The sequence below is a fragment of the Salinithrix halophila genome, from assembly GCF_042650125.1.
GTDB lineage: Bacteria > Bacillota > Bacilli > Thermoactinomycetales > DSM-45169 > Salinithrix > Salinithrix halophila.
Map to the genome: position 1 here is coordinate 367,194 of NZ_JBHSAP010000018.1, position 23,796 is coordinate 390,989.

The 23,796-nt window shown below is 51.4% G+C and carries 28 protein-coding genes, 2 tRNA genes and 1 pseudogene; 1 reads left to right on the top strand and 30 read right to left on the bottom strand.

What is annotated here, in order from left to right:
* Window positions 1–125: 125 nt before the first annotated feature.
* From ACFOUO_RS14790 to ACFOUO_RS14860, 15 genes are all read right to left on the bottom strand, one after another.
* Window positions 126–1,097 carry a polyprenyl synthetase family protein gene (locus ACFOUO_RS14790; RefSeq protein WP_380705917.1) on the bottom strand — a complete coding sequence of 324 codons (972 nt, stop codon included), beginning with the start codon at window positions 1,095–1,097 and terminating at the stop codon, window positions 126–128.
* A gap of 92 nt (window positions 1,098–1,189) precedes the next feature.
* Complete coding sequence (locus tag ACFOUO_RS14795) at window positions 1,190–1,915, bottom strand: demethylmenaquinone methyltransferase (RefSeq protein WP_380705918.1); 726 nt, start codon at window positions 1,913–1,915, stop codon at window positions 1,190–1,192.
* Between the two features lie 13 nt (window positions 1,916–1,928).
* Window positions 1,929–2,684, bottom strand: coding sequence for a heptaprenyl diphosphate synthase component 1 (locus ACFOUO_RS14800; protein WP_380705919.1), 756 nt, complete (start codon window positions 2,682–2,684; stop codon window positions 1,929–1,931).
* A 246-nt stretch (window positions 2,685–2,930) separates the two neighbouring features.
* Window positions 2,931–3,419 (bottom strand): hypothetical protein, encoded by a 489-nt coding sequence (locus ACFOUO_RS14805; protein WP_380705920.1) that lies wholly within the window; start codon window positions 3,417–3,419, stop codon window positions 2,931–2,933.
* Between the two features lie 94 nt (window positions 3,420–3,513).
* Window positions 3,514–3,741, bottom strand: a complete 228-nt coding sequence (mtrB, locus tag ACFOUO_RS14810) for a trp RNA-binding attenuation protein MtrB (protein ID WP_380705921.1) — start codon at window positions 3,739–3,741, stop codon at window positions 3,514–3,516.
* Between the two features lie 143 nt (window positions 3,742–3,884).
* A tRNA-Pro gene (locus ACFOUO_RS14815) sits at window positions 3,885–3,961 on the bottom strand.
* Window positions 3,962–4,090: 129 nt separating this feature from the next.
* A complete protein-coding gene (locus ACFOUO_RS14820) occupies window positions 4,091–4,585 on the bottom strand; it encodes a hypothetical protein (RefSeq protein WP_380705922.1) in 495 nt (164 codons plus the stop codon).
* 48 nt (window positions 4,586–4,633) lie between these two features.
* On the bottom strand, window positions 4,634–5,599 hold the full coding sequence (locus tag ACFOUO_RS14825) for a trypsin-like serine peptidase (RefSeq protein ID WP_380705923.1): 966 nt from the start codon (window positions 5,597–5,599) through the stop codon (window positions 4,634–4,636).
* A gap of 260 nt (window positions 5,600–5,859) precedes the next feature.
* Window positions 5,860–5,936 (bottom strand) — tRNA-Pro (locus ACFOUO_RS14830).
* 89 nt (window positions 5,937–6,025) lie between these two features.
* Complete coding sequence (gene folE, locus ACFOUO_RS14835) at window positions 6,026–6,604, bottom strand: GTP cyclohydrolase I FolE (protein WP_380705924.1); 579 nt, start codon at window positions 6,602–6,604, stop codon at window positions 6,026–6,028.
* A 219-nt stretch (window positions 6,605–6,823) separates the two neighbouring features.
* Window positions 6,824–7,099: an HU family DNA-binding protein gene (locus tag ACFOUO_RS14840; protein WP_380705925.1), complete on the bottom strand. Its 276-nt coding sequence runs from the start codon at window positions 7,097–7,099 to the stop codon at window positions 6,824–6,826.
* Window positions 7,100–7,299: 200 nt separating this feature from the next.
* Window positions 7,300–8,778 (bottom strand): stage IV sporulation protein A, encoded by a 1,479-nt coding sequence (spoIVA, locus tag ACFOUO_RS14845; RefSeq protein WP_380705926.1) that lies wholly within the window; start codon window positions 8,776–8,778, stop codon window positions 7,300–7,302.
* 173 nt (window positions 8,779–8,951) lie between these two features.
* Window positions 8,952–9,086, bottom strand: coding sequence for a hypothetical protein (locus tag ACFOUO_RS14850; RefSeq protein WP_380705927.1), 135 nt, complete (start codon window positions 9,084–9,086; stop codon window positions 8,952–8,954).
* A gap of 199 nt (window positions 9,087–9,285) precedes the next feature.
* On the bottom strand, window positions 9,286–9,993 hold the full coding sequence (locus ACFOUO_RS14855) for a hypothetical protein (protein WP_380705928.1): 708 nt from the start codon (window positions 9,991–9,993) through the stop codon (window positions 9,286–9,288).
* Between the two features lie 25 nt (window positions 9,994–10,018).
* Complete coding sequence (locus ACFOUO_RS14860; RefSeq protein WP_380705929.1) at window positions 10,019–10,180, bottom strand: DUF2768 family protein; 162 nt, start codon at window positions 10,178–10,180, stop codon at window positions 10,019–10,021.
* Between the two features lie 142 nt (window positions 10,181–10,322).
* On the opposite strand from ACFOUO_RS14860, the gene ACFOUO_RS14865 reads away from it, so the two are divergent.
* Entirely contained in the window at window positions 10,323–10,859 is a 537-nt protein-coding gene (locus tag ACFOUO_RS14865; RefSeq protein ID WP_380705930.1) for a hypothetical protein, read from the top strand.
* 166 nt (window positions 10,860–11,025) lie between these two features.
* Here the strand turns inward: ACFOUO_RS14865 and ACFOUO_RS14870 are convergent, their stop codons facing one another.
* The 15 genes and pseudogenes from ACFOUO_RS14870 to ACFOUO_RS14940 all read right to left on the bottom strand — a co-directional run bounded on the left by ACFOUO_RS14870 (window position 11,026) and on the right by ACFOUO_RS14940 (window position 23,668).
* A complete protein-coding gene (locus ACFOUO_RS14870; RefSeq protein WP_380705931.1) occupies window positions 11,026–12,057 on the bottom strand; it encodes an NAD(P)H-dependent glycerol-3-phosphate dehydrogenase in 1,032 nt (343 codons plus the stop codon).
* A 22-nt stretch (window positions 12,058–12,079) separates the two neighbouring features.
* Window positions 12,080–12,685, bottom strand: a complete 606-nt coding sequence (plsY, locus tag ACFOUO_RS14875) for a glycerol-3-phosphate 1-O-acyltransferase PlsY (protein ID WP_380705932.1) — start codon at window positions 12,683–12,685, stop codon at window positions 12,080–12,082.
* A 28-nt stretch (window positions 12,686–12,713) separates the two neighbouring features.
* Entirely contained in the window at window positions 12,714–14,030 is a 1,317-nt protein-coding gene (der, locus tag ACFOUO_RS14880; RefSeq protein ID WP_380705933.1) for a ribosome biogenesis GTPase Der, read from the bottom strand.
* A gap of 140 nt (window positions 14,031–14,170) precedes the next feature.
* Window positions 14,171–14,359, bottom strand: a complete 189-nt coding sequence (locus ACFOUO_RS14885) for a capping complex subunit for YIEGIA (protein ID WP_380705934.1) — start codon at window positions 14,357–14,359, stop codon at window positions 14,171–14,173.
* A gap of 27 nt (window positions 14,360–14,386) precedes the next feature.
* Window positions 14,387–15,298, bottom strand: a complete 912-nt coding sequence (locus ACFOUO_RS14890; RefSeq protein WP_380705935.1) for a YIEGIA family protein — start codon at window positions 15,296–15,298, stop codon at window positions 14,387–14,389.
* A 4-nt stretch (window positions 15,299–15,302) separates the two neighbouring features.
* A complete protein-coding gene (locus tag ACFOUO_RS14895) occupies window positions 15,303–15,929 on the bottom strand; it encodes a YphA family membrane protein (protein ID WP_380705936.1) in 627 nt (208 codons plus the stop codon).
* Window positions 15,930–16,033: 104 nt separating this feature from the next.
* The gene (rpsA, locus tag ACFOUO_RS14900) at window positions 16,034–17,182 is read right to left on the bottom strand and encodes a 30S ribosomal protein S1 (protein ID WP_380705937.1); all 1,149 of its coding nucleotides are present in this window, start codon (window positions 17,180–17,182) and stop codon (window positions 16,034–16,036) included.
* A 64-nt stretch (window positions 17,183–17,246) separates the two neighbouring features.
* Window positions 17,247–17,528 (bottom strand): hypothetical protein, encoded by a 282-nt coding sequence (locus tag ACFOUO_RS14905; protein WP_380705938.1) that lies wholly within the window; start codon window positions 17,526–17,528, stop codon window positions 17,247–17,249.
* Window positions 17,525–18,118, bottom strand: coding sequence for a lysophospholipid acyltransferase family protein (locus ACFOUO_RS14910; RefSeq protein WP_380705939.1), 594 nt, complete (start codon window positions 18,116–18,118; stop codon window positions 17,525–17,527). The genes ACFOUO_RS14905 and ACFOUO_RS14910 overlap by 4 nt, the downstream gene beginning before the upstream one ends.
* A 3-nt stretch (window positions 18,119–18,121) precedes the next feature.
* Entirely contained in the window at window positions 18,122–18,805 is a 684-nt protein-coding gene (cmk, locus tag ACFOUO_RS14915) for a (d)CMP kinase (protein WP_380705940.1), read from the bottom strand.
* Window positions 18,806–19,094: 289 nt separating this feature from the next.
* Window positions 19,095–20,444, bottom strand: coding sequence for a germination protein YpeB (gene ypeB, locus ACFOUO_RS14920; protein ID WP_380705941.1), 1,350 nt, complete (start codon window positions 20,442–20,444; stop codon window positions 19,095–19,097).
* Between the two features lie 15 nt (window positions 20,445–20,459).
* Window positions 20,460–20,819: pseudogene (locus tag ACFOUO_RS14925) on the bottom strand (cell wall hydrolase); the annotation flags it as partial.
* 220 nt (window positions 20,820–21,039) lie between these two features.
* Window positions 21,040–21,198: a hypothetical protein gene (locus ACFOUO_RS14930; RefSeq protein ID WP_380705942.1), complete on the bottom strand. Its 159-nt coding sequence runs from the start codon at window positions 21,196–21,198 to the stop codon at window positions 21,040–21,042.
* Window positions 21,199–21,296: 98 nt separating this feature from the next.
* On the bottom strand, window positions 21,297–22,280 hold the full coding sequence (locus ACFOUO_RS14935) for a YpdA family putative bacillithiol disulfide reductase (protein ID WP_380705943.1): 984 nt from the start codon (window positions 22,278–22,280) through the stop codon (window positions 21,297–21,299).
* Window positions 22,281–22,387: 107 nt separating this feature from the next.
* On the bottom strand, window positions 22,388–23,668 hold the full coding sequence (locus ACFOUO_RS14940) for a Glu/Leu/Phe/Val family dehydrogenase (RefSeq protein WP_380705944.1): 1,281 nt from the start codon (window positions 23,666–23,668) through the stop codon (window positions 22,388–22,390).
* Window positions 23,669–23,796 lie beyond the last annotated feature (128 nt).

Consider the following 23,796-nt stretch of genomic DNA (forward strand, 5'->3'; position numbering starts at 1 on the left):
ACCTCTCCCGCGCGGATGAAACCGTTTGCGGGAACCCATCGAAATTTTAACAGAAACCAACGCTCTCTGCAAACCAGAAAAGGCTTTCCGACCGCCGCCTCCGACGATTCGAAAAGCCCTGTGAATCAATAGGAACGCCGACCGATAAACTCCGCAATCAAACGAAGGGACTCCCGTGTCTCTCCATCCGGAAGCCCCTCCAGCATCCATAGGGCCTTGTCCAGGTACCGATCAGCCAGCCGATAGGACCAAGCAATCCCTTCGGAGCCACGCAATCGATCAAGAATGTCATCGAGAGAAGGATCCGCTCCAGCAGATTTCAGGTAACGAATGATGCGCTCCCGATCTTGTTGAGAACCGTGCATCAACACATAAATGATCGGAACCGTCACATTTCCTTGGCGTAGATCGCTCCCCGCCGGTTTTCCCAATTCCTTTTCTTTACCGACGATATCCAATACATCGTCGGTAATTTGGAAGGCCATCCCCACATAATATCCGTATAGGCGCAAGCGCCGGACATGATCGGGGTCTGCCCCGGCAACCAAGGCCCCCAGATGACAACTGACTGCCATTAATAAGGCTGTCTTCCGTTTGATTCGCTGTAGATAAGTCAAGAGCGACTGCTCGTAATTATAGAAATGCCGGATCTGCTCGATCTCACCCCGGCACATCTCGGTAATCGCTCGGGAAAGAACCCGGTGAACTTCCGGGTCACCAATCGTTGAGGCGATAGTGAGGGACCGACCCAAGATATAATCCCCGGTGTACATCGCCACGCGGTTATCCCACTTAGCCTTTACCGTTTGACGACCACGGCGGGTGGCTGCATCATCGATGACATCGTCGTGGACAAGCGTAGCCATATGAATCAGTTCCAGCGGGACAGCGACTGACTTAAGACGCCGAATATCGTATCGACCGAACTTCCCCGACAACAAGACGAAAACCGGTCGCATCCGTTTGCCCCCGGCTTCCAACAGGTGAACCGCCGACCGATTCAGCTGATGATGATCGGTATGAACCGATGCTTCCAGTTCCCGTTCGATCAAGCGCAGATCGTTCCTCAAATTTTTATAGATATCTTGCAACCTCATACACTTCACCCTGGTTCGCGCAATTGGGTACCGCAGCCTTGTAGAGCTACGGGCAAGAATGGGGTCCGACCGAGCGCCGGACCCTTGCCATTTCACTCTTTTACAATTCCGATGTGGAGAGCGGCGATCCCGCCGGTCAAAGGTTTTACAACCACACGTTCAAAGCAGTCTTCCTCTTCCATGATTCGGGCCAGTTCCTTGTAATCGGGGAACTGGACAAGGGACTCCGGCAACCAGCGATATTGCTCATATCGGTTGGCAAAGAGTTTTCCCATCCACGGCAGGATCTTTTGAAAATAAAGGTAATAAATTCCCCGGAAAAGGGGCCAGGTTGGCTTGGATAATTCCAGAGAAACCACCTTTCCCCCCGGCTTTACCACTCGGGCCATCTCCCTGAGTACGTGGCGGAAATCCGGCACGTTGCGAAGGGCGAAGCCGATCGTCGCATGATCGAATTGGTCATCAGAAAAAGGTAGTTCCATCGCATTACCGTGAAGTAGCTCTACCTGTTCCGACAGCCCGCCAGACCGTATCTTTTTCTCCCCCACATCCAACATGTTACGGCTGAAATCGAGGCCGACGACCTGGCCATCCCCTGAAGCTTCGGCAAGGGAGATGGTCCAATCGCAGGTGCCGCAACAGACATCGAGTGCCGTATCTCCCGGCTGTACCTGCATCTTCCTCATAGCCAACTTGCGCCAAGCTTTGTGGCGGCGAAAGCTCAGGAGGGTGTTCATCCGGTCATAATCCTTGGCAATGCTTTCAAACACACGATGAACAAACTGCTCCTTGGATTCCTTCATGCGATTTTGGTTCATCATGGATCCCCCCTCACCCCTCCTGTACCAGTGTCTCATTCAGGTGGGGCGTCAGACAGCCCTGGCTCAGCTGGATCAAATCATGACGCACATCTAGGGGACGCACCTGTTTTACCAGGGAAAGCGTCTCCATCGCAAAGGTGTGGAGACGACTCTCCAGCAGAGAATCTGCCTGGGAAAACAAAGGAGCCTCTCCCTTTTCCAGGGCGTGGAGAACCATCAGATTAGCCGCCAACGGATCCCAGGGGCCCACCCCTTCCTTTTCCCCGCAAAAAAAATACGACAGAGAAGTAATGAGACTGCCGTGAATCCGTTTGGACAACTCCAGATACCGAGGCCAGGAAAACCCTCGGGCTTCCTTCATCCCATAGAGGGCCATCTTGGCTTCGTTTACATCGGAGATCGCCTGGGAAAGCCGGGTAATCCCCTCGATTTCCCCATGATCCGCCAACTCTCGGTAGAAAAGGCTGCTAAAATAATCGCCCGCCAACACCGATAATTGGCGGGTGCGCATTCCGCGACCGGTACCTTCCCGGTCAGTCGTCACAGTCTCATGAATGTTCAAACCCATCTGCACCAATGCCGCGGTGACGCAGTAGAGGCGGATGCGCCCAGCCGGGAGCGAGCGGGTACGCATCATGAGTTGGAGCAACTGCACGAGAAAGACGGGGACTTCCGGTTGCCGGAGATTTTTCTCCAGATACGAGCAACGAGACTTCAACCGTATATCGTCAATGATGCAGTTTAATTCGGCCTGTGTCGACGTCATGTTGCGCCTCCCAATGAAACAGTCGAATTGGTGGAAAAAACCCCTACCGTATGACACCCCACGACCGAAACACCCATGCTAATCTTTCTGCGGGTGATACCCATGGGCTTTTCGGATCATCCTCCGAAGGCTCCGTCTAAGCCTGAAAAATTTCAGTTTTAACGAGTTTTCGCTCATTCGTCAGTTTTAGGGTATTTCCGCACTCGCTTCGATTATAACACACTTTCCAGGCCTCGACAGCAGGATTCAGTTTCCCTCGTCGCTAGGGATCACTCGAAATGTCCGCAAAAGGTAGCTCTCAGGCGACGTGCTGTTCATCCCTTTCATCCCTGGATCTTTGTCGAGGTCAGCTCGTTTCGCATCAATGAGGAACCGATAAACGTCCGCCTCCACTTCCAGCCGAAGCGTGTTTACATTTTCCGTGTGAACCAACAGGCTTCGGATCAGGGTAAGAAGTTCCCGGCTTCGTCGCTCCTCCGAACCACTGGCGGAAAGAGACAGATTTAACGTACCGGCCTTCCAGTCAGCCCGGCGGACCTCTAAACCCGGGGGACGGCGTGCAAGGAAGTCGACCAAATTGTGCTCCGTCAGATCGACAGGGGCATCGGGTCGAAAAACCGGTAGCTCAGGTTCTTTCCTTCCCTGCTCCTCTAAGGCTGGCACGAGGGAGAGGAGAGCGGCGGCCATCACGGACAGGAAGATGGAAGCGAACAGGCGACGGGCCAGTTTCTGCAACTTCTTTCACCCTTCCTTGTTCTCTTCTCATCTTCATTGTATTCGGTCAAAAGGCCTGTTCATTCCACCTGTGGACAGGTTCTGCTCTACCGGATTACTCCTCTCCCGTATCAACCTTCCCGAAAGGCGTAGAAACTTCGGCTTTGCCCCGGATCTTCACGGCGGAGGTATGTTCGGTAAATTGCATTAACATCACTTCACCCTTGTCCAATTTCTCGGTGTGATGGAAGCGAGTATCCTTGCCTCGGGTCAAGCCGATCACAGTCACCCCGTTTTCCTGTGCTTTGACGATAAAATAATCCTCTGGTGCATGGTTTCCCATTCAAAAACCCTCCTTTGCCCACATCGGAATTCATTTCATGTAAATGATCACCCAAACGGCCTCCCCTGTCAAACAGGGGGCCTCCTCTTTTTAATTCCCGCAAAAGAAAAAAGGCCCTCCCTTCGGGAGAACCTTTCTCGGGTTGGTCGGGCTAGCCGGATTTGAACCGACGACCTCTTGCGCCCCATGCAAGCGCGCTACCAAGCTGCGCCATAGCCCGTTGATCGATTAGCTTCCGCTGAAGCGACGTTTACAATTGTATCTCGGAAACGATGAGGTGTCAAGAGAAAAAGGATGGATTTTGTCGAATACGCTGCCCCTGTGAAAGATCCAGAAGGAAAGGAGAAAATCATTTTAACTTCTCTGTCTCCCCTTTGCCCGTCTTATTTTGATTTTCATTCAATGGATGGATATGTCTCTCCTTGATCTTAGGCGGTTCCCCAAGATGAATCATGACATCCGTTCCATCTGGGTACTTTTTTAATTCCTTTCGTAACCACTCTTCAGCCTTTCGATTATCCTCGGACTTCACATATCCAACATAGGCTTCTCTCGCACTTTCCTTACAAATCGTCATCGGATAGGCGACCTGATCATATCCTTTTTTGGGTGGAAGGGATTGAAATACTTCTTTGGCCCTTTCCTTTGCATGGGCGCGATCAACCGTGCACAGCTCCGCTTTCTTCGTTTTTTTATGGGCGGTACGGATGAATTCAGCTCTTTCTGGGAATTTCTTTTCTGGAAATATAACCATGTTCATCTTTGCTATATCAGTCGTCTGATAGTTGCTTGAGCACCCAGAAAGCAGTATGCAGGTGAAGAGAAAGCAGAGCCATTTATACATCTTATCCCTCCTTAAAACTGTGGCTTCATAACAAATCGGTACGATCTATTATAGGCCTTTCCAGTAATTGATGAGGTCTATCCTATCAGAGTTGAATTTACATGCCCAAGAAGGTGTAGCATCTCCAGCACTGATAATTCCAATTTGATTGATTCTCCCTTGTTTGGAGTTCCATGCAGGTCCTCCGCTCATACCAGAAAGTTGGCGAGCATTATGGCTAATCACATGAAAGATGGAATCAACATCTGCAATCTCATCTACACTCTTATACATGTAGTATCCATAAGCCGCTGGATATCCTGTTGTGGCCACTTGCTCAGATTCAGAGACAGAAGTTCGAAGGGGCCATGTAAATCTTTTGGTTAGATAAGTATCTATATTTACAACTGCAAAATCATACTGAACATCATAATAAGAAACAACTTCCTCATTCGGAGGATCAGAATCTACCCATTCTTCGGTATACCCTATTCCAAGACCATTGTAACCATCACCTATGGAGCCGTTTTTTTCCCCTGGATACACTGTAACATAGGTAGCTGCAACGTCATTATAATTATCATAAACACAATGTGCAGCTGTCAAAACAGAATTTGCATCGATTAGAGTTCCACTACATCTATACCATTCCCCCCCTATCTTTGATGCCAAAAAAACAACCCCGTTATATGGATTCTTCGTAGGATCGGAGATTCGAATTAGGGTAGATTTCATGGTGCTTATAGAGGTTAGTTTCGTTAGTGGAACATTTTCGCTTGGAGATTTTATTTTACCTGTCTTTCTCATTCTCTTTATTTTTTTAATTGATATAACATGTTTTGATTTAACCGGCCTTTTCTTGCTTTCATCCGGTACTTCCGATGGCTCTAGTTGTTCCATGGGAAAAGGACGGACTCTATCTTTTTCCTTCCCTTTAGAAGCTTCGACATTTGTTATCCCCACAGCAGAGAGCATCATTGTAAAAATGAGGGCACCTGTAAATATGACAAAAGTCCTTCTCACTTGTACATTCACACCTTTCCTCACTTTAACCGATAATTATCTGATGGTTAGGAATATTTCCCACCAACAATGGTAGCGCATAACAATTTTTCTGTATAGATCCTTTTTTCGAAATCTTTTACGAGGGGTTAACGTTCACGCACAATCACAGTCCCCAGATTACCCTGGAGCCGTCTCCTATTGAGTTTTCGGTTTGGTTACTGTTGCCTTCAACTTTCGTACTTGGCGCATAAATAAAAAAGCTCCTCCCTAGTGGAGGAACTTTTTGTGGTTGGTCGGGCTAGCCGGATTTGAACCGACGACCTCTTGCGCCCCATGCAAGCGCGCTACCAAGCTGCGCCATAGCCCGGCAGTCTCCCAAGCGCTTCATCCATTGAAGCGACAAACAATACTTTATCCCGAATCGGGAAAAGTGTCAAGGGTTTTGCCGGGTTTTCTTCATTCCGACCGGGAACCGATCCCGATCAGGCTGAGGGCCTCGGCGCGGGCTGCCGGGTCTTTCTCAAACGTCCCCCGTACAGCGGAAGTGACGGTTTTTGCTCCCGGTTTTTTCACGCCACGCATCGTCATGCACATATGGGATGCTTCCACAACGATGATCACCCCATGAGGATCCAGCTTTTCCACGATGGAATCAGCCAACGTATACGTGATTCGCTCTTGCAGCTGGGGACGGCGAGCAATGGCATCCACCGCCCGAGCCAATTTGGAAAGCCCGGTTACACGGCCGCTTTTCGGGATATACCCCACATGGGCCCAGCCGTAAAAAGGAACCAGATGATGCTCACACATCGAAAAGAAGGGGATATCTTTAACAAGAACAAGCTCTTCGTGGTCCTCACTGAAAATGGTGGCAAAATGCTCCTTCGGATCTTCTCGAAGCCCCGAGAATACTTCTTCATACATCCGAGCCACCCGGGCGGGTGTATCGAGGAGACCTTCGCGGTCCGGATCTTCCCCTACCGCCTCAAGTATCATGCGAACCGCTTCCTGGATCTTGCTATGGTTGATTTCCAACGGAATCGCCTCCATCGTCTCTACAATTTTCTTTACGGCGTAGCAAACGGCTTCCCCTCATTTTATCAAAAAACAAAAGGCCCCGCAGGGCCTTTGATGGTACAGCTATTCAGAAATCACCGGCGTTGGGGCGATCTCCTTCCACACCCAGCTGCACCGGGAGAGCGGAACGCAAAGGCGCTCCCGGGTGAGAAGTATGTACCCAACCCTCTTACACCATTATCCGTTTACATCGTCCTTCAGTGCTTTACCCGGTTTGAAAGCGGGAATTTTGCTGGCGGCGATTTGAATCTCTTCCCCGGTTTGCGGGTTGCGTCCTTTACGCGCGGCACGTTCCCGGACTTCAAAGTTCCCGAAGCCAATCAGTTGAACTTTGTCACCGGAACGAAGCGCTTCAGTGATCGCATCAAAAACGGCATCCACTGCACCTGTGGCATCCTTCTTAGTCATGTTGGTCTTTTCAGCGACCTGTGCAATCAGTTCCGTTTTGTTCACAACCCTCACCTCCTCTCCTGTGCGATTCTAACTCAATGGTTCACTGTTCATCCGCATCTTATACGTTGAACGCCCGCTGTTAGCGGACAAACCTATAGTAATACAGAGAAGCGGGGGAATTCAAGTATTTACGGGGTTTCCAGTGATAAAAAAGCAAAAAAGCACTCCTGATGAGCGCTTTTTCAATAAGGGCACAGGCATTACAGGATGATCGCAATCAAACCGCCAGATCCTTCATTGATAATTCGTTCCAGCGTTTCCTGCAACTTGTAACGGGCGTTTTCCGGCATCATCGACAGTTTTGCCTGAATTCCCTCCCGCACGATGGAATGTAGCGACCGACCGAATATATCCGACTCCCAGATTGAAAGGGGATCTTGCTCAAAGTCGCGCATCAGATAGTTGACCAGCTCTTCACTCTGTCTTTCTGAGCCGATGATCGGAGCAAACTCAGAATGAACATTGACCCGAATCATATGGATCGACGGAGCCGTCGCTTTCAAACGGACACCAAAGCGGGGACCTTGTTTGATCAGCTCCGGTTCGTCGAGAGCCATTTCCTCCAGTGTGGGTGCCGCCACTCCATATCCCGTCGTACGAACCATCTGGATTGCATCAGAGACTTTATCATACTCCCGTTTCGCATTCGAGAACTCCTGCATCAATTCCAGGAGATGATCTTTGCCTCGGATCGATACCCCGACAACCTCCGTCAGAATCTGGTCGTACAGCTCATCTGGGGCAAACAGGTCGATCTCCGCCACCCCTTGGCCCATATCCATCCCAGAGAGAGCAGCCTTCTCGATAAACTCGTATTCAGTAAAGCAGTTGACAACCGCATCCACATCGCGAAGGCGTCGGATATCCTTTACGGTTTCGCGGACCGAACCTTCGAAATTCCGGCGAAGCCAATGTTCTTCATCCAGTACCATCACCCAGCTGGGAAGATTCACGTTCACCTCGTGAACAGGGAACTCATAAAGTACTTCCTTCAAGACCGCGTAGACGTCCTCTTCCCCCATGGTCGCCACACTCATCGCCAACACGGGGATATCGTACTTCTCAACAAGGGAATCGCGGAGAGACTGCGTTTCCTCGCTGTAGGGGCGGGTAGAGTTGAGGACGAGAATGAAGGGTTTACCCACTTCCTTCAGCTCTTCGACAATCCGTTCCTCCACCGCCTCATAATCGTGACGGGGGATGTCCGTGATCGATCCATCCGTTGTAACAACAACGCCCAAAGTGGAATGCTCTTGAATAACTTTACGTGTACCGATCTCCGCTGCCTCTTGAAAGGGAATCGGCTCTTCATACCATGGGGTATTGATCATACGGGGGCCGGCTTCATCCTCATACCCCCGGGCTCCCTGGATGGCATAGCCCACACAGTCGACGAGGCGGACATTGATGTCGATCCCCTCGCTGACTTGGAGCTTTACAGCCTGGTTGGGTACAAACTTCGGCTCAATCGTGGTGATCGTCTTGCCGGCACCGCTCTGGGGCAGTTCATCAGTCGCCCGCATACGGTCCGCTTCCTCACTGATATTAGGGATCACCACCTGCTCCATGAACCGCTTGATAAACGTCGATTTCCCGGTGCGTACGGCACCGACAACGCCCAGGTAGATGTCTCCTCCCGTTCGTTCTGCAATATCTTTGAAGATATCGACTTTCTTCACGAAAACCCCTCCTTCGAATGATCCGACTCCGCTGATTCGTGCCGGTGCGAAGGCGAACCGCCTTCTTCATACGCTTCCGTGGAAATTGGACACTATAAATATATGAGGGTGCCCGCACTTTATGATTCATGCCCGTCAAAAAAGAAAAGGGTATACTCTGCACCGACCCGCGTTTATCGTAAACGCTTCGGACGGGGTTTTTTTGCGGCGTGAAACCCCGTCACTCTGACTGTCGATAGGCGACCGAGCAGGAAAACAGCCGGAATGGCAATTAGGTGGAAGATGAAATTTTCCAGCGTTCCGCCCATAGCGTTCCCTCCTGTTCCTGAATGGTTTATTCTAGCGACTGCTCGTACAGAAACGGAAACGTTTCCCCAGAGTATATGCACCCTATTGGACAAAAAGAAGCGGAGCCCCCATTCGGAAGGCTCCGCAAGCGTCGACAAAATCCATTCATAAAGCCACCGACCCCGTTATAACTCAACCCTAGCAAATAACCTCTAACCCTCATTTTTTCTTAAAAACAGGGTCTCCCTTTTTATAGGTCATCGGGGGAGAATACGCCGGTACAAACAGGGAATCTTTCCACAACAGCTCCCTTAGGTCCTGATCTTTATCGGGCTCTCCCTTCTTTTCTTCCAGTACCTGCACGACATCCACCCGGTAATCAACGAAAAGTTGCCCCTGGTTGTCAATCAGAATCGGCAAGGAGACCTGGCTGTTATAGGGGCTAGGAATGGTCACGGGATCCACTCCCAAAACTTTAAAATCCAACGCGTATAAATCCGCGCCTTCTCTGGCTCCCTTCGGAAGCTTTCCTTCCTCCCTTTTGTGAGCGTCCACCCGGGTCTGCAGCTTGCCGACCTCTTCCGTCACGCGAAGATCCATCACCCGAACCTCAGGCTTTTTACCGGGGTCCGCGATGACAAAGACAAAATGGCCTCCATTTTCAAAGGAGTTGGCTGGCGGCTCAGACAATTGGGATTCCAGCTTGGAGAAGTCGATGATGTACTTCTGGTAGAGGGACCTTCCTTGCGGAGGCTTAATCGGAAGTACCTGGGTCGTCTTCATATATTCATCCAGGGCGGTCTGTACCCGGTTGACTTCTTCAGGTAGTTCTTCCGCTACCCGCTGGCTGAATTCCTCCGTCCGCACGCAAGCAGCCGTCAACAAGACAGTCAGCACCAGGGATGCAATCAGTATAAGATGCTTCATGAAATTCCCCCATTTTCTCTCGTGTCTACATCAACGCCCGGAGTCCGAACAGAAAAGCCGGGATGAGCATCAGAAAGGCAACGGCGGAAAGAACGACCCGAATCCACCCGCTGCTCAACTGACGGGTCCAAACAATCGTGAAATTAGCCAACAGTAACAAAACAATCGCAATAAACGAATCCATCATGATGATTCACTCTTTCCATATTTGCTACCCTCAGTATAGCAAATCCACACCTGCCCACCAATCTTCCGGGCTCCTGTCCTATATCGGATTCGGGATACCCGCATAGGATAGGGAGACAAAAGCCCGAAGGGGAGGATATCCCATGAATAGCCGTGCCAAGAACCGCCGGGCGTCCGTCAAACGGTCACCGGCACCGGGATCTAAGTCCCGAGCCGCCCCCCGCACCAAGCCCTCGGTAAAGCCTGCCCCGAATAAAGCGGAAGAGACAAATCCATTCAATATGGCCCAACTTATTAGCAGTTTTTTTACTCTTCGTTCCACCGTGCAGCAGTTAAGCGAGTCCTTACAACGAATGGAAAAAATCATGAGCAACGCGTACCAGATATTCGAAATGGCCAGCACCTTCGTGGGGAGGGGGCAGGGCCGTCGGATGCCTCGCCGACGCCCCCCGTTACGCCTGATTAAACCGAACCGCGAGGAAGAAGACTTCCCCCGGCTCGATTTACCCGACGGTCCCCCGGGCCCGCCCGGAGCCAGCGGACCCCTCTCCAAAATCATGGAGAACATCGACATGAACCAACTGTTCAAACTGCTACAATCCCCGATGGTCCAACAAATGCTGAACAGTATGATGGCCAGCAAAACATCCGACAGCGAACGAAAACAAAAACAGGGGTGACGCGAGTTCGCGTCACCCCTTTCCTCTGATTCCACCGCCACGATTGGTAACTGGTCCCTGTTTCCCTCGGCTAAAGAGCCTGTGTTTCGGGTTTTGGAATCAGATGTACTACAGCGTATGACAAAAACATCCCGCTTGCAACGAGGCGATTGGCCCAACCGTGGCTTTAGCGGTCGAGCTGGATCATCTCTTCCATTTCATCGGTCTTGCCCCTGCCCATCAAGTCCTCTACAGCCCGCTGTGGTTCTTTACCCAAGAAGAGAACATCATTCAGTTCCCGAGTGATCGGCATCTCCACCCCATGTTGACGAGCAAGACGATAGGCGGCTTGGGTTGTCTTGACCCCCTCTACCACCATGCCCATCTGATCAAGCACTTCGTCCAGGCTGTTTCCCTGGCTCAAAAGATGACCCGCACGCCAGTTACGGCTATGGCGGCTGGTACAGGTGACGACCAGATCCCCTACGCCGGAAAGCCCCGCAAAGGTGATGGGCTTGGCTCCCATCGCCATTCCTAGACGGGCGATTTCAGCTAGTCCTCGGGTAATTAGCGCCGCTTTGGCATTATCTCCAAACCCGAGGCCGTCGGACAGCCCAGCACCGAGGGCAATGATATTTTTTAGTGAACCGCCGATTTCCACTCCGATCACATCCGGATGGGTGTAAACACGGAAATAGGAATTGATCAGCAACGCCTGGGCAGCTTGAGCTACTGCCGGGGCTTCTGATGCAACCACCACCGTTGTCGGGGAGTGACGGATCACTTCCTCTGCGTGACTGGGGCCGGACAGAACCGCCACCCGATCCTTCAGATAATCAGGCAACTCCTCCCGGAGCACCTCAGAAATCCTTTTCAGGGAGGAAAGTTCAAACCCCTTTGAAGCATGAACCACTACTGTGTTCCGTCCGATGTAGGGTGCCGCCTCTCGAGCAACATCCCGTACAGATTGAGAAGGAACCACCACCAATATCAGGTCCTTGTCAGCGACGGCTTCCTTCAAATCAGTAGTGGCATAAAGATGATCCGGCAACACCCTTCCAGGCAGATAGCGGGAATTAATGTGTTCCGTGTTAATCTCATCCGCTGCATCCTTGCGACGGGCCCACAAAGTCACCTCATTCCCATTATCAGCCAGAACCGCAGCCAGAACGGTTCCCCAACTCCCCGCCCCCAGGACTGCTGTTTTGTTCATTGTCATGAATTCGTCCCTCCGTCCTGGTCTAACTACGCGGTTTCGATGAGCCTAGCTTGCTCTCCGTGCCGGCGAACAGACGCCGGATATTGGTTGCATGCCGTACAAAAGCCAGCAGTGTAATCACTAGGCTCAAGTAGATATAAGAAGTGGGGTAGTCAAGGACGGCAATCATCACCGGTAATCCCGCGGCAAAAATCAAAGAACCCAAAGAAACATAGCGGGTAAGGATAATAGCGAGAATGGCAGCAGCCCCCGCGATCAACGCCGCAGCAAGAGTGAGAGTAGCAGTGACACCGATCGTAGTAGCAATCCCTTTTCCTCCCCGGAATCCCAGAAAGATGGGCCAATTATGGCCGATGACAGCTGCGATTCCACACACCATCATCAGTGTCTGTCCCTCGCTGAGAAGAGACCCTAACCCGATAGCAGCTATCCCCTTCAGCGCGTCCAAGATGAAGACAGCGGCAGCAGGTCCCTTACCAACCACCCGCAACATATTGGTGGCACCGGCATTGCCGCTGCCATGTTCCCGGATGTCATAACCCCGTACCCAGCGGGTGATCACATAACTGAAGCTGACCGACCCGATCAAATAAGATAGAACCGCAGCAAAAATGGAAACCCCGGTCATGACCGTCTCCCCTCCTCCCTCTTTCTAATCAGTCTTTTCGTCTGCGAAGCATCAAACGAATCGGCGTTCCCCGAAAGCCGAAAGCCTCCCGGAATTGGTTTTCTAGATAACGGACATAGCTGAAATGGACCAAATCCGGATCGTTGCAGAAAAGGACGATTGACGGCGGCTTAACCGCCACCTGGGTTGCATAAAGAATCTTGACCCGCTTCCCTTTCACCGACGGCGGTGGAGTCGACATCGTCGCGTCCTGCAATACCTGGTTGAGAACCGAAGTAGAGATGCGCTGAGAATGGGCTTCCGCGACCTCCTTTACTAAGGGGAGAATCTGGTGCACCCGTTGCCCCGATTTGGCCGATACGAAAAGAATCGGAGCGTAGTTCATGAAGGAAAAATGGTCATCGATTTCCCGCCGAAACCTGCTCATGGTTTTGTCGTCTTTTTCAACAGCATCCCATTTGTTAACCACAAATAGGACAGCACGGCCTGCTTCATGGGCAATGCCGGCCACCCGTTTGTCCTGCTCGGCAATTCCTTCCTCCCCATTGAGTACCATGACCACAACATCGGACCCTTCGATAGCCCTCAAAGCCCGCATAACACTATATTTCTCCGTCGATTCGTAAACCTTGCCCCGTTTCCGCATACCTGCGGTATCGACAATCACATAATCTTGCCCATGAGCACGGATCGGAGTGTCGACAGCATCTCGGGTCGTTCCGGCCACCGGGCTGACAATTACGCGTTCCTCACCGAGGATCCGATTGACCAAGGAGGATTTGCCCACATTAGGGCGCCCAATGATGGATACACGAATGGTATCTTCGTCGTAAGCTTCCTCTTGCCGTTCAGGAAGCCGTTTCACCACTTCATCAAGGAGATCGCCCGTACCTGTTCCGTGAAGGGAAGAGACGGCGATAGGCGTTTCAAAACCCAGCTGGTAGAATTCGTAGATCTCCTCATGGTGTTTGATATGATCCAGCTTATTGACCGCCAATACGACAGGTTTGTCAGCACGGTGTAAAAGACGTGCCACTTCTTCGTCGGTAGCGGTTACTCCACTGCGTCCATCTAATACAAATACGATCACATCCGCTTCCTCGATGGCCAGTTCCGCTTGGTGACGGATATGATCGATGACTTCATCCTTCTCACCGAACTCCAGACCTCCAGTGTCAATCAGGTGAAAGGCCCGACCGGACCAATCCCCTTTACTGTAGATCCTGTCCCGGGTAATCCCCGGTTTGTCTTCCACAATTGCGATGCGTTCCCCCGCAATCCGGTTAAAAAGTGTCGATTTCCCTACATTGGGTCGTCCGACGATCGCTACCACTGGCAAAGTCATGTTACAAAGTCCTCTCTCTTCATCGGTCTCGTCAGGAGGGCGTTCGCTCACCCTCTCGAATCAAAGCCGGCGCCTATGTACATTCGCCATCATGATTCTACCACATTCCTTGCCTCCAGCCCACAGCCCAGGGACAAACCCTATCCGTGGCGGACAATGATGGTCGTTCGGTCATCCAATTGATGAGCCATCCCATCGAGAATCTTTTCTAAAAGGAAAGCCAAATCTTCCTTCTCCTTTCCTCCTTCTGCGAAAAAAATGGGTACGGAGCCCCCAACTCGCTCTTTTCCTTCAGTTACGATCGCCATGATTTGCGTTTCGGCCGTCATGTCTATACCCGCCTCCACTTTCTTCAGTTACCCCTGTTTTCCCTTCCACTTTGGCTCTTCTGTCGGCATACGGATCGCACTTTCCAGCACCGGCACACGACGAACGATTTGTAGGACCTTCTCTGGATCACGCACTTCAGGGAGGAACAGCAATCCGAGACGGCCATCCCCTAAACTCCTTTTGGAGAGGGGAACAAGGGAAGGCTCCCCCGTATCGCGGAAAACACCCAAGATAACACTGACATCATAAAGAATCGCTTGTCGCTGGCCGATATTGGACAAGGTGATCCGGCTATCCTGGTTCTTAGGCGAGACGATTACCCCGACCCCTTTCTTCAGGATCTTTTGTCGATTTTCTTCCAAGCCGATATTCATCAAATAGATATCATCGACATAGAGACTAGGCCCTTCCATACGAAGTTCGCCTCTGCTGATGTCTGCAATCTCTTCCAAATACTTCCCCAAGCGCAGAAAACCGGCAACGATAAATAGAGCAACCCCCACCCCCAATCCAACCCAACTGTTACCCGCGACAGTGGCGAGAGAAGTAAGGAAAGCGGATATGATCACCAGATAATTGCGCCCTTCAAACACCATCGCAATTCCCTCGATATAGCTGGCCCCCCGTGGAACAAGCTCTGACTCGTCCAGTTTGGACAACGTCTCCCGCTCCATTTTGCGCACTTCACGAAATTGCTGGGCTGCCAGGGCGAGAAACGTAATCGCCGTGTATTCTTTTTCAAGCAAGGCCGGAACAGCAACCGCCCCTATACCCGCAGCGATAAATCCGATAGACAAATGGATAATCTTACCATGTAGGTAGGTAGGATACTGACGGTAATCGGTACGCAACATGCGTACCCGCATGAGAAAACCGGCGATCGAACCGATGGTCAAGGCTCCCGTATAAGAGTTCAACCAGGATAAAAAACCGTCCATCCCCCTACTCCTTCCCTTTATTTGCTCCAAATAGCTGAAACCTTCGTAAGAAGTCAGCCGCCCAATTCCTTGCACAGTGGAAAAACACCAACCCTGATAAGCCGGACCACAGAAAATCGCGCATTATCGAATCTCCCAATAGAAGCGGGCTCATCTCCCGGCGGTGCAAGATCAAACTCAGCCCTTCCCCTAAAAGAACCCCGCCAATCCAGACGGCTGTTCGGTCATGCAGTCGCCTGGTCCCAAGGACGGTTACCCCCACCAGCACGATCCCCGTGAGAAATGGCCAGGGAAGCCAACCGGGCGGCTCCATCCAAAACCATTCCTTTCCCAGAAAAAACAAGGACCCGGCAAAAAACAACGTAGAACTTACCGCAAATAGGTCCGTTTCCTCCGTTTTCATTACCACCCGGATTAAAAAAGGAAAGAGGAGAAACATACCCGGTTGCACCTGGAGAAAAGGTGTCAGCGGTAGGACAGATTCCGATAACGCAATCTGTACTAACAACCACAGGAATAAAACCCGTCGACCCATACCGAGTTCCTCCTCCAGACCGTAAAACCACCCCGTCCGGATTAGAACCGCCAATGAAGCCATACAAAGTAAAGCCAATGTTCCCGGAATCATCATGCCCCTCCCCCCTCGTTTCCTTTAGTATGGTTAGGGCAGAGGATTTTCAGACAAAAAAAGACCAACCGGCAGAGCCGGTTGGCCTTTCCTTAGTTATTGCAAAATCATTTCAGGCGACGCAGCTGGTCACCGAAAACATCACCCAAAGTGACGTTCATCCCGTTATTGTTCCGGTCTAGGTTTTCCAGCTCTTCACGATCAGCTTCCTGTTCCGCTTCTTTAATGGAGAGGCTGATTCGCTTTTGTTCCGGTTGCATATCCAGTACTTTCACCTGGACTTCCTGGCCTTCCTCCAACACTTCGGAGGGAGCGGCTATGTGACGACGAGAAATCTGAGAAATGTGGACCAAGCCTTCCACCCCGTCGTATACTTCGACAAAAGCACCAAAGGAAACGAGACGTTTGACAGTCCCTTTGATTACGTCCCCGGTTTTCACCGCTTCAGCCACCTTATCCCAAGGGCCAGGTTGGGTTTCTTTAATCGAGAGGCTGATACGCTCGTTCTCTTTGTCCACCTTGAGCACTTTCACTTTCACTTGATCCCCTTCGGAAAGGGCTTCCGAGGGATGTTCCACCCGGGTCCAGGCCAGTTCGGAAACGTGAACCAAGCCATCCACCCCACCAATGTCGACGAAAGCACCGAAATCGGTGATACGCTGGACCGTGCCTTCCAGTACCATACCGGGTTCCAAGCTATCGAGGGTCTCCTCTTTCTTCCGATCCAGTTCTTCATCCAGGACCGCTTTGCGGGAGAGGATCAGCTTGTTCTTGCCCGGATCGATTTCGATGACCTTCAGGGAAAGGGTGCGCCCTTTGTAATCGGAAAAATCTTCCACGAAGTGACGCTCCACCAGGGATGCCGGGATAAAGCCGCGCACACCCAGGTCAACCACCAGTCCCCCCTTGACCACGTCGGCCACTTCCGCTTCCAGGATTTCGCCGCTTTCAAATTTCTCTTGCAGATCATCCCAGGCACGGTCTGCATCTACTGCTTTTTTGGAGAGAACCAGTTTATCTTCTTCATCGTTGAGGCGCAGAACTTTTACTTCCACTTCGTCTCCCTCGGAGAGGACATCCGTTGCTTTGTCTACATGTAAGCTGGACAGTTCCGAGATCGGGATCACACCGTCGAACTTATAATTGACGTCGACCATGACCTGATTGTCCTCTACTTTAGCCACTTTTCCCTTGACGATGTCACCTCGGCTGAGCGGAGTCACTTCCGCCATTTCCGATTTCATTTCTTCCACCATGACGACAACCTCCTCGTTTACCTACAGACTGATCATCCAAAATTTATAACTAGAACAAATGAAATTAAGAAAGCCAGGCCCTTAATTTCATTAATCCTACGAAAAACCCTCCGGCCAGGAGGCCCATTCCCCATAAAGCGGCTGTCATCCCCAGCATCCCCATTCGGAATCCGAGGAAGAGAACAGTCGATGCAGTCAGGATGACTGCTGTCCAGCGAAGGAACCACCGGCACCGCCTGGCCAATTCCCTTACGGTAGGCTTATCCTTCGGGCAATCCCGGTAAAGAAAGCGCCGGTACAGTCCCGTGAGAAACAGAGCCGTTACCAGGAGCAGGAGGCTTTTCACCGCATCTCAGCCCCGGCGATCAGAGCAGCGATCTCCTCCATGGTTCGATCTGTCAGCCCCCGGATCGTGTCGGAGGTCAGGCGCCCTTTTTGGTATTCACTTAAATCAATAGGTTTGCCGAAAATAATCCGGACCCGGCGGAAAAGCCGGTAAGAACCGAGTACAGCAGCAGGAACAAGCACAGCTTCGCCCTTAAGTGCGATGAATGCCGCTCCTGTATGGGCCTGGCCCAACTGACCGGTCTTGGAACGCGTTCCCTCCGGAAAGACTCCCAGCACCCGTCCCTCTCCCAAAAGTTCAAGAGCTTTTTTCAAGGCCCGCTTATCTGCTGAACCGCGACTGACGGGAAAGGAACCAAAACTGTGGACCAAAGAACCGATCACGGGTATCTTGAACAACTCTTCTTTCGCCATAAAGTGCACCTGACGCTCGAGAGACGCCCCCAGAAGGGGCGGGTCCAAGTTATTGATATGGTTGCAACAAATGACAACCGGGCCTTTAGCGGGAACATTCTCCACCCCTTGTTTCTCCCACTTATAAAAAAGACGGAATAAGAGGCGGAAAAGGTTGCAAAAAAAACGATATGACATAGTTTACTCCCCACCGCCCACTTTGGTTCGGCAAAGATCCAGGATCGCCTGAATCACCTCTTCTATCGTAAGCCCGGTGGTATCTACATGGATGGCATCTTTGGCTGGGCGTAGAGGGGAATGCTCCCGGCTTTTATCTTTCTCGTCCCGCTGGCTGATCTCCTCTTTCAGCCGATCAAGATCCACCGGATACCCCCGGCGCATCAACTCCTGATACCGCCGCTGGGCCCTCTCGTCGATGGAGGCGGTTAAGAAAACCTTCACGTCGGCATCAGGTAGGACATGGGTGCCAATGTCGCGCCCATCCATGACAACCCCGCCTTGCTCCGCCATCTCCCGCTGTTTCTCCACCAGCACTTCTCGAACCATTCCCTGTCCGGCGATCACGGAGACGTTGGACGTCACTTCGGGAGTACGAATGGCTTCCGTCACATCCTCCCCGTCCACCCAAACCCCGACTCCTTTCTGATCGGTTGAGAGCCGGAGATCGGTATGGCGCGCCAGGTGAATGACGCCGGATTCATCGGTCAGATCCAAACGGTGTCGAAGAGCTTTCCAGGTGATCGCCCGGTACATCGCCCCCGTATCTACATAGGTAAGCCCGAGCCTCTTCGCCACCTGACGGGCCACCGTACTTTTCCCGGCACCGGCCGGGCCATCGATTGCCACAGATAATCGCTTCATCAAGCAGGTCCTCCCACGCACCGGGATAAAATACATCGAGCAGGCGCGGCCTGCTCGATGGGTGGATGAACGGTATTTGATTCATCTCAGTTATCAAGATTGATTTCCTGTTGGAAACCTTTGGCCAGCAACAACCGCGAACAGGTCGCATCCGCTATGTATTCCTTTGTATGAATTCGCTTTTAGAATACCACAACACCCCCCGCCTTGCAATGATTCTTACCTATATTTGCCCCCCTAGGACAAAAAGAAAGGACCGAGGGGTAAAATCCCAGCCCGGCCCTTTGTCCAATCACAATTTCTCCGTGTTTTCTTCCTTAATCTTCTCCACAAATTCCTCGTCCCCGGTCTTGGCATTAATGAAAATCCGATAGCGTGTTTTGCCAAGCTGACCCATGAATTCGTAGCAGAGAACTTCTTCGCCCTTTTCTCCAAAAATCACAGCTTTTTGTACCTCTTGAACCGTCAGGCGCGGGTTCACGTATTTACGGGCCTTCGCTTGAGAGATAGTCGCTTGGGTATTCCGTTTTTTCTTGTGGTTGAAAACGTATTTGTCGGCGCGATAACCAACAATTTCTCCGTTGTCCAAGGCCACTTTCACAGTGACGGACTCCGGATAGATCAAAGTGTCTCCCTGGCGCCGGACAAAATTGAAGGCTGCCATATTTCCTGTTTCATCATAAGAGAGAGCCTCCATCTCGGGATAACCGAGCCGGTCAAGGAACTGGATCGCTTCTCCCTGGGCTCGTTCCAGATTCAGCTTTTTCTTCTTCACGTCTCTGTCGTACACCATCCAGAGGATGTAGCCGCCTTTTTGGGTTACATCGGCATTCAATTGCCTGCCTCCACCCCTGTCGAGACGGACGCTATAGGTCTTGGGATAGTTTCCCTTCTTATTTTCCACCACCCGGATGCCTCGGGTATCGGGCCGTTCTAGAATGTCAGCAATCTTCTCCTTCACTTCCTTCGGGGTGACCTTTTCCCCTTTCAGCTTGGCGTAACGATCCCGTTGAGCTGCTTCCCGGTTGTTGACTGTTGGACCGAAGTCCACTTCCGAATACCCTTCGACTGCTTTGTCCACCTTTTTAAAGCCGTCGATAATCGTGTTGTCCATCACCTTATCTTCAGAGGCCAAAGCTAACTCTACATCCATCCAACGCAGATTGTTATTTAATACTTTGGTCTGTACACCTTGCAGATCGCCTTGGATCGTGTTGGACCTTTTGTACAGAGTGCGTAGGGTTTGATACTCTTTATCCGTCAGGGGCTTTTTATCCAAGTCCCTGACTCCCACTTTGTATGTGAAATCACCGATACGGGACAGGAAAGACTCTGTCTTATCAAAAGGCATCAGACTGAGGGGGAGCTGGCTTAGGTCGTTCTGAGCCGCAAAACTGAGACGCCATACGTTGGTCATACAGGTGGATAACTGCTTCCGGGTATTCAGAGCGAGCGACTTGCCCAATTCATCTTGCAGTTTGTCCACATGAAAATTAAGATCATGAAACGCCCTTTGATATTGGTTTTCCGCTTTGATTAACAGGCTGTTCTTATCCTGGTTTTCCTGGTATCCCCAGACGCCGAACCCGATAGCGGCAATCAGCGCGATAGGGAACAGAACGGCGGCGATTCGTCTGTACACGACAGAACCACTCCTTTAATTGCAGAAAATGTGTTTTCCGATTTTTTTCACTTGCGGCCGGCCCCAAATCCACTTCGATGTAGCGGTGGCCGGATTAAAATAATAGATCGTCCCGTCGCCCGGATCCCAACCGTTGATAGCGTCCATGACCGCTTTTTTCGACTGGTCATTGGGGTTGAGCCAGATCTGCCCGTCAGCCACAGCGGTAAAGGCACCAGGCTGGAAAATGACCCCCGAAACCGAATCCGGAAACTTTTCATGTTCCACCCGGTTGAGAATGACCGCAGCAACAGCCACTTGCCCTACATATGGCTCCCCCCTGGACTCCCCATGGACAGCATTTGCCATCAATTTAATATCGTTTTTAGAGAAGCCCCCGCTGCTTTTCGGGAGCGGCGCCGCCCAGGAAGAATCGGAAGAACCGGAAACGAGGGTCACCATGATAAGGAAGATGCCAACGATCAAAAGCTGAACCCGATTCAACCTTTTTTTCATGAAGATACTCCATCCTCCCTCTCATTTCGTCATCGATAGTCTGACCCGGTTCCCAACATTTATACAAAAAAAGAAAGCGGCCCCCTGTGCCCGCTTTCCCTTATAATTTCTCCGAGGAGATGTCGAAATCGAGATCATTGTTGCAAATACATTGCTTGAAGCCGGTCTCGACCCTCCCTTTTCGAATTCGACCTTTCAGAATAAACCGTTCTCCGCACTGCTTGCAACGGATTCTGACCAGGTAGCGATGGCTTTCCACGCCGCTCCTCCTCCCTTTCAGCGGTTTCCCTCCCAGTATCGCCCCGGAAACAGAAGTTTAGTCTTGGGTGGAAAGCCAAAAGTCACGCGCCCATCAGCTTACCTGCTCATCGACTTCTCCTGTAGATGATCAGCGATTCTTTCACCGTGAAATCGTCCGTTTTCGATAAAGATAGAATTAGCATCCTTGCCGGCTGCGATCACTCCCGCGATGTAAAGCCCCGGCACTTCCGTTTCCATGGTATCTGGGTTATAAACCGGGGCACCGGCTTCCCGATCCACTCTCACACCTAGACGACGGAGCATCTCGGTCTGAGGTTGGTAGCCGGTCATCGCAAAAACGACGTCGTTTTTTAGCCGGAAGGTTTCCCCTTCTTTCTCCAGCAATACTTCCCGCTCCCGGATCTCTTTTACCACGGTATTCCAGTGCATGGTTACCCACCCTTTTCGGATGGCGCTTTCTATAACCGGTTTTACCCAGGGCTTGACACTACTGGTAAACGCCTCCCGTCGGTAGGCCATCGTAACCCGAGCTCCCGCCTGTTGAAGATCCATCGCGGCGTCGACGGCAGAATTTTTGCCGCCAACGATCAATACATCCAACCCGGTATAAGGATGGCTCTCCGTATAATAATGCTTCACCTTGGCGAGATTTTCGCCGGGGATATTCAACGGTTTAGGATTGTCGTAGTAGCCGGTGGCCACGACCACGTGACGGGCAGTATACCTCTTAGGGCCGTCACGATGCTCTGTATGGAGGACGAAGTGATCTGCTTTTCTTTCCAGTTGAGTTACTTTCTCATAGGTGTGTACATCCAGGTTATAAGCCTTCACCACCGCCCGATAATACTTTAGGGCTTCTCCCCGCACCGGTTTCTCCCCTGCGGTCACAAAAGGGATCCCTCCGATTTCCAAAAGTCCCGGCGTACTAAAGAACTGCATGAAAGTCGGAAACCGAAAAATGGATTGGACGATACACCCTTTATCGATGATAAGCGGTTCAATCCCCCGTTTTTTGGCTTCGACAGCCGCTGACAGACCACAGGGGCCTGCCCCGATAATAATCAATTCCTGTGAGGTCAAGGCGAATTCCTCCTTCGAATATCGCTCCCTTCATTCCCTGAAGATAACAGAAAAACACCCCGGCCACCAGGGTGTTTTTTCGAACAGAATTCTGTAGAAATCCCTCATTAAACCCAGCCGCGGAAGCGGGACGCTTCCGCCATTTTACGCACTCCCACCATGTAAGCGGCTAGGCGCATATCCACCTTCCGAGTCTGAGAGGACTGGTATACATTTTCAAAAGCTTTCACCATGATTTCTTCCAATTTATCTTCCACTTCTTTGTCGGACCAGTAGTATCCCTGGTTGTTTTGCACCCATTCGAAATAGGAAACGGTTACGCCACCGGCACTGGCCAGAACATCAGGCACGAGTAGGATTCCCCGTTCCGAAAGGATCCGGGTTGCGTCCAAGGTCGTCGGTCCGTTAGCCGCTTCTACCACGATACCCGCTTTGATTCGATGGGCGTTGGCTGCCGTAATTTGATTCTCAACCGCTGCCGGAACTAAAATGTCGCAATCCAGTTCCAAAAGTTCCTGGTTAGAGATCGTCTCCTTGAACAAGTTCGTAACCGTACCGAAGGAATCCCTGCGATCCAGGAGATACTCAATATCCAAACCGTCTTCGTCATGAAGCGCACCGTAAGCGTCGGAAATCGCGATCACTTTGGCTCCTGAATCATTCATGAATTTGGCTAGGAAGCTGCCTGCATTGCCGAACCCCTGAATAACCACCCGAGCATCCTTGAGAGACAGGTTGCGCTTTTTGGCCGCCTCCCGGATCATGATCGTCACTCCTTTGGCGGTGGCGGTTTCACGCCCTCGGGAGCCACCCAGTACAAGGGGCTTACCAGTGATGAAGCCCGGGGAATCAAATTCGCGAATCCGGCTATATTCGTCCATCATCCAAGCCATGATCTGTGAGTTTGTAAAAACATCCGGAGCAGGGATATCCTTGGTCGGACCCACAATCTGGCTGATCGCCCGCACATACCCACGGGACAATCGTTCCAGTTCCCGGAAAGACATCTGACGCGGGTCACAGATGATGCCGCCTTTCCCGCCCCCGTATGGGAGATCAACGATCCCTGCTTTCAAGCTCATCCAGATTGAAAGCGCCTTCACTTCGCCTTCAGTAACTTCTGGATGAAAACGAACCCCGCCTTTGGTAGGGCCGACAGCATCGTTATGTTGGGCGCGGTAACCCGTGAACACCTTCACGGATCCATCATCCATTCGGATCGGAATCCGTACATGCATCACCCGGAGGGGTTCTCTCAGAAGTTCAAAAACCTGTTCCGGATACCCCAATTTATCGAGTGCCCGTTTGATAACCGTTTGGGTTGAGACGAGGACGTCCAAGTTCTCCTCGATTGTTCCCCTGTTGGAAGTATCGGACTGTTGTTCCATCCCTGACCACCTCAAAAGATATTAGTTCCCTATGAATCCATAACCAAGTATACACCAGGCTTCAGGAAGAGAACACCCTCTTTCGCCCTCTCCCTTTTCCCTGGGTATAATAAGGAGGAATCAACCGC

Bases quoted from the DNA above. Each gene is read 5' to 3' on its own strand.
- ACFOUO_RS14790 (WP_380705917.1), bottom strand. From the start codon at position 1,097: ATGAGGTTGCAAGATATCTATAAAAATTTGAGGAACGATCTGCGCTTG.
- ACFOUO_RS14795 (WP_380705918.1), bottom strand. From the start codon at position 1,915: ATGAACCAAAATCGCATGAAGGAATCCAAGGAGCAGTTTGTTCATCGT.
- ACFOUO_RS14800 (WP_380705919.1), bottom strand. From the start codon at position 2,684: ATGACGTCGACACAGGCCGAATTAAACTGCATCATTGACGATATACGG.
- mtrB (WP_380705921.1), bottom strand. From the start codon at position 3,741: ATGGGAAACCATGCACCAGAGGATTATTTTATCGTCAAAGCACAGGAA.
- ACFOUO_RS14820 (WP_380705922.1), bottom strand. From the start codon at position 4,585: ATGTATAAATGGCTCTGCTTTCTCTTCACCTGCATACTGCTTTCTGGG.
- ACFOUO_RS14850 (WP_380705927.1), bottom strand. From the start codon at position 9,086: ATGGGCGGAACGCTGGAAAATTTCATCTTCCACCTAATTGCCATTCCG.
- ACFOUO_RS14855 (WP_380705928.1), bottom strand. From the start codon at position 9,993: ATGAAGCATCTTATACTGATTGCATCCCTGGTGCTGACTGTCTTGTTG.
- ACFOUO_RS14860 (WP_380705929.1), bottom strand. From the start codon at position 10,180: ATGATGGATTCGTTTATTGCGATTGTTTTGTTACTGTTGGCTAATTTC.
- ACFOUO_RS14865 (WP_380705930.1), top strand. From the start codon at position 10,323: ATGAATAGCCGTGCCAAGAACCGCCGGGCGTCCGTCAAACGGTCACCG.
- ACFOUO_RS14870 (WP_380705931.1), bottom strand. From the start codon at position 12,057: ATGACAATGAACAAAACAGCAGTCCTGGGGGCGGGGAGTTGGGGAACC.
- plsY (WP_380705932.1), bottom strand. From the start codon at position 12,685: ATGACCGGGGTTTCCATTTTTGCTGCGGTTCTATCTTATTTGATCGGG.
- der (WP_380705933.1), bottom strand. From the start codon at position 14,030: ATGACTTTGCCAGTGGTAGCGATCGTCGGACGACCCAATGTAGGGAAA.
- ACFOUO_RS14885 (WP_380705934.1), bottom strand. From the start codon at position 14,359: ATGACGGCCGAAACGCAAATCATGGCGATCGTAACTGAAGGAAAAGAG.
- ACFOUO_RS14890 (WP_380705935.1), bottom strand. From the start codon at position 15,298: ATGGACGGTTTTTTATCCTGGTTGAACTCTTATACGGGAGCCTTGACC.
- ACFOUO_RS14895 (WP_380705936.1), bottom strand. From the start codon at position 15,929: ATGATGATTCCGGGAACATTGGCTTTACTTTGTATGGCTTCATTGGCG.
- rpsA (WP_380705937.1), bottom strand. From the start codon at position 17,182: ATGGTGGAAGAAATGAAATCGGAAATGGCGGAAGTGACTCCGCTCAGC.
- ACFOUO_RS14910 (WP_380705939.1), bottom strand. From the start codon at position 18,118: ATGTCATATCGTTTTTTTTGCAACCTTTTCCGCCTCTTATTCCGTCTT.
- ACFOUO_RS14940 (WP_380705944.1), bottom strand. From the start codon at position 23,668: ATGGAACAACAGTCCGATACTTCCAACAGGGGAACAATCGAGGAGAAC.